Source organism: Streptomyces coryli (assembly GCF_011044975.1).
GTDB classification, from domain to species: domain Bacteria; phylum Actinomycetota; class Actinomycetes; order Streptomycetales; family Streptomycetaceae; genus Streptomyces; species Streptomyces coryli.
The window spans coordinates 1-4,439 of sequence record NZ_JAAKZV010000401.1; the positions used below are offsets into that span (position 1 = coordinate 1).

A 4,439-nucleotide genomic window follows, 5' to 3' on the forward strand; every position below is an offset into this window, starting at 1 on the left:
ACGATGACCTTGGCCAGGAGGGGGTCGTAGTGGGGGGAGACCTGGTCGCCTGCGGCGTAGCCGGTGTCGAAACGGGCTTCCGACGCGGCGAGTTGCCTGATCGCCCCCACCTGCGGCGCGAAGTCGGCGGCCGGATCCTCCGCGTAGAGGCGTGCCTCGATCGCATGCCCGGCGGGGGCCGGCTGCTCGGCAGGGAGCTCCGCCCCCTCCGCAATCCGGATCTGGTGCGCGACCAGGTCGGTCCCGTACACGAGCTCCGTCACCGGATGCTCCACCTGCAGCCGCGTATTCATCTCCAGGAACTGCGCCCGCCCGTCGGGCCCGACGAGGAACTCCACCGTCCCGGCTCCGACGTACCCGACCGCCTGCGCGGCCCGTACCGCCGTGTCCTCAAGACCGTCCGGCAGGTGGCCGGGCGCCGGCGCCTCCTCGATCACCTTCTGATGCCGCCGCTGCAGCGAGCAGTCCCGCGTGCCCAGCGCCCACACCGTGCCGTGGCCGTCCGCCAGCACCTGGACTTCCACATGCCGGCCGTCCTCGACGTACGGCTCGACGAAGACCTCGCCATCCCCGAAGGCGGATGCCGCCTCCGCGGAAGCGGCGTCCATCTCGCCCTTCAGTGCGGCCAGTTCGCGCACGACCCGCATCCCGCGCCCGCCGCCACCCGCCGCCGCCTTGACCAGTACCGGCAGGTCCGCCTCCGTCACCGCGCCCGGGTCGAGCGGCTCGATTCCGAGCAGGGCCTTCGCCCGCGGCTTCGACGCCATCGCCTCGATCGCCTCCGGTGGCGGGCCGATCCAGGTCAGCCCGGCGTCCGTCACCGCTCGCGCGAAGTCCGCGTTCTCGGAGAGGAAGCCATAACCCGGGTGCACGGCGTCCGCGCCCGCCGCCAGCGCGGCCTTCACGACCAGGTCGCCGCGGAGGTAGGTGTCCGCGGGGGAGTTGCCCGGCAGCCGCACAGCGGCGTCGGCCTCGCGTACGTGCAGGGCGGACGCGTCCGCGTCGGAGTGCACCGCCACGGTGGCGATGCCGAGCTCGCGGCAGGTGCGGAAGACGCGGCAGGCGATCTCGCCCCGGTTGGCGACAAGAAGGGTTTCGATCACGGGGAAAGACCTCACATCCGAAAGACGCCGAAGCCGTCACGCACACCCGCGTACGGCGCGTTGTGGATCACCGACAGGCACAGGCCCAGCACGGTCCTGGTGTCGCGCGGGTCGATGACGCCGTCGTCGTAGAGCCGGCCGCTCAGGAACGCCGGCAGCGACTCCGCCTCGATCTGCTGCTCCACCATCGCCCGCAACCCGGCGTCCGCCTCCTCGTCGTACGGCTGGCCCTTGGCCTGGGCGGAGGCGCGGGCGACGATCGACAGGACGCCCGCCAGCTGCTGCGGGCCCATCACCGCGGACTTGGCGCTGGGCCAGGCGAAGAGGAAGCGGGGGTCGTACGCCCGGCCGCACATGCCGTAGTGGCCGGCCCCGTACGACGCGCCCATCAGGACACTCAGATGCGGCACCTTGGAATTGGAGACGGCGTTGATCATCATCGCGCCGTGCTTGATGATGCCGCCCTGCTCGTACTCCTTGCCGACCATGTAGCCGGTGGTGTTGTGGAGGAAGAGGAGCGGGATATCCCGCTGATTGGCCAGCTGGATGAACTGGGCGGCCTTCTGCGACTCCTCGCTGAAGAGCACGCCCTGCGCGTTCGCCAGCACACCGATCGGATAGCCGTGCAGCTCGGCCCACCCGGTCGCCAGCGACGCCCCGTACAGCGGCTTGAACTCGTCGAAGTCCGAGCCGTCCACCACCCGCGCGATCACCTCGCGCGGATCGAAGGGGATCTTCAGATCGCCGGGGACGATGCCGAGCAGCTCGTCCTCGTCGTATTTCGGCGAGGCGACCGGGCCGGACGGATTGGGGTACGCCTTGCGCCAGTTGAGGCGCCGGACCACGCTCCGCGCCTGCCGCAGCGCGTCCGGCTCGTCCACCGCGAAGTAGTCGGCGAGGCCCGATGTGCGGGCGTGCATCTCCGCGCCGCCGAGGGATTCGTCGTCGGACTCCTCGCCCGTCGCCATCTTGACCAGGGGCGGCCCGCCGAGGAAGACCTTCGCCCGCTCCTTCACCATGATCACGTGGTCGCACATGCCGGGCACGTACGCGCCGCCCGCCGTCGAGTTCCCGAAGACGACGGCGACGGTCGGAATCCCGGCCGCGCTGGACTGGGTGAGGTGCTTGAAGAGCGCGCCGCCCGGGATGAAGATCTCCTTCTGCGACGGCAGGTCCGCGCCGCCCGACTCCACCAGGTGGATCGACGGGAGCCGGTTCGCGGAGCCGATCTCGTGGGCGCGGAAGGCCTTCTTCAGGGTCCACGGGTTTGACGCGCCGCCGCGCACCGTCGGGTCGTTGGCGGTGATCAGGCACTCGACGCCCTCGACGACACCGATGCCGGTGACCATGGAGGCGCCGACGGGATAGTCGCTGCCCCAGGCGGCGAGGGGCGACAGCTCCAGGAAGGGCGTATCGGGATCGAGGAGCAGCTCGATGCGCTCGCGGGCGAGCAGCTTGCCGCGCTTGCGGTGCCGGTCGACGTATTTGTCGCCGCCTCCGGCGAGCGCCTTGGCGTGCTCCTGCTGCAGCTCGTCGAGCTTGCCCAGCATCGCCTCGCGGTTGGCGGTGTAGTCGGTGGCCGAGGTGTCGAGCGCGGACGCCAGCACGGTCAAGGCAGCAGCTCCTCAGGTATGTCGAGGTGGCGGGCCCGCAGCCACTCCCCCAGCGCCTTCGCCTGCGGGTCGAAACGGGCCTGGGACGCGACGCCCTCGCCGAGGAGGCCGTCGATGACGAAGTTGAGGGAGCGGAGGTTCGGGAGGAGGTGGCGGGTCACGGGCAAGTTCGCGGTCTCGGGGAGGAGTTCGCGCAGCTTGGCGGTCGTGAGCGTGTGCGCCAGCCAGCGCCAGCCGGCGTCCGTACGGGCCCAGACGCCGAGGTTCGCGCTGCCGCCCTTGTCGCCGCTGCGGGCGCCGGCGATGAGGCCGAGCGGGGCGCGGCGGAGGGGCCCCGGGGGAAGCGGCTCGGGCAGCTCGGGCTCCGGGACCTGGTGCAGGCCGCGCGTGTACGTCGGCGGCGGCACGATCAGTTGCTTGCCGGTGTGCAGCACGGCCCGGTGCTCGACCTCCGCGGCGGGCACGTACGCCGCCTCGAAGACCCCGTACGGCGCGCCCTTCCCGGGCGGCGCGGTGACGTGAAAGCCCGGGTAACTGGCCAGCGCCAGCTCGATCGCCGCCCCGCTGACGGCCTTCCCGACGGCTCCGGCATCGGCGTCCCGTACGACGAGCCGCAGCAGCGCGCTCGCCTCTTCCTCTGCGGCGGCGTCCTCGTGGTCCGTACGGGCGAGGGTCCAGCGGACGTCCTTCAGCCCGGCGAGCGCGGGCGCCATCTGCTCCCGTACGAGCGCCGCCTTCGCATCGATGTCGAGGCCGGTGAGGACGAAGACGACCTCGTTACGGAAGCCGCCGAGCCGGCTGAGGCCGACCTTGAGGTCGGGCGGCGGGGCCTCGCCACGGGCGCCTTCGATACGGACCCGGTCGGGGCCGTCGGCGCTCAGCCGGACTGTGTCGAGGTGGGCGGTGACGTCGGGTCCGGGATAGCGGGGGCCGGCGGTCTCGTAGAGGAGCTGCGCGGTGACGGTCTCGGTGGTGACCGCGCCGCCCGTCCCGGGGTGCTTGGTGATGACGGCGCTGCCGTCCGCCGCGATCTCGGCGATCGGGAAGCCGGGGCGGGAGACGTCGTGTTCGGTGAAGAAGGCGTAGTTGCCGCCGGTGGCCTGGGTGCCGCATTCGAGAATGTGCCCGGCGACGACCGCGCCCGCCAGCTCGTCGTACGCGTCCTCGGCCCAGCCGAAGTGGGCGGCGGCGGGACCGGTGACGAGCGCGGCGTCGGTGACGCGGCCGGTGACGACCACGTCGGCGCCGGCGAGGAGGCAGTCGGCGATGCCGCGGCCGCCCAGGTAGGCGTTGGCGGCGAGGACTCCGTCTCCCCAACTTCCGGTGGCGGTGAGGTCGTCGCCTTCGACGTGGGCGACTTTGACGGGGATGTCGAGGCGGAGGGCCAGCTCGCGTATCGCGGCGGCGAGGCCGGATGGGTTGAGGCCGCCGGCGTTAGTGACGAGCTTTACGCCGCGGTCGTGGGCGAGGGCGAGGGCGTCCCCCAGCTGGCGGAGGAAGGTCTTGGCGTAGCCGAGGGTGGGGTCTTTGAGGCGGTCGCGGCCGAGTATGAGCATGGTGAGCTCGGCTAGGTAGTCGCCGGTGAGGACGTCGAGTTCGCCGCCGGTGAGCATCTCGCGGAGGGCGTGGAAACGGTCGCCGTAGAAGCCGGAGGCGTTGCCTATGCGGAGTGGTGTGGTGGTGGGCCGGTGCGGCTGGGTGGGCTGGTCCGGCTGGGTGGGCT

At 71.8% G+C, this 4,439-nt stretch carries 3 protein-coding genes; all 3 read right to left on the minus strand.

Annotated features, from left to right (window positions below):
- The coding region (locus tag G5C51_RS40080; RefSeq protein WP_165245568.1) for an ATP-binding protein at positions 1 to 1,103 on the minus strand (1,103 nt) is incomplete at its 3' end.
- Positions 1,104 to 1,114: 11 nt separating this feature from the next.
- The gene (locus tag G5C51_RS40085; protein WP_165245570.1) at positions 1,115 to 2,716 is read right to left on the minus strand and encodes an acyl-CoA carboxylase subunit beta; all 1,602 of its coding nucleotides are present in this window, start codon (positions 2,714 to 2,716) and stop codon (positions 1,115 to 1,117) included.
- Positions 2,713 to 4,380: an acyclic terpene utilization AtuA family protein gene (locus G5C51_RS40090; protein WP_165245572.1), complete on the minus strand. Its 1,668-nt coding sequence runs from the start codon at positions 4,378 to 4,380 to the stop codon at positions 2,713 to 2,715. The genes G5C51_RS40085 and G5C51_RS40090 overlap by 4 nt, the downstream gene beginning before the upstream one ends.
- Positions 4,381 to 4,439: the final 59 nt, after the last annotated feature.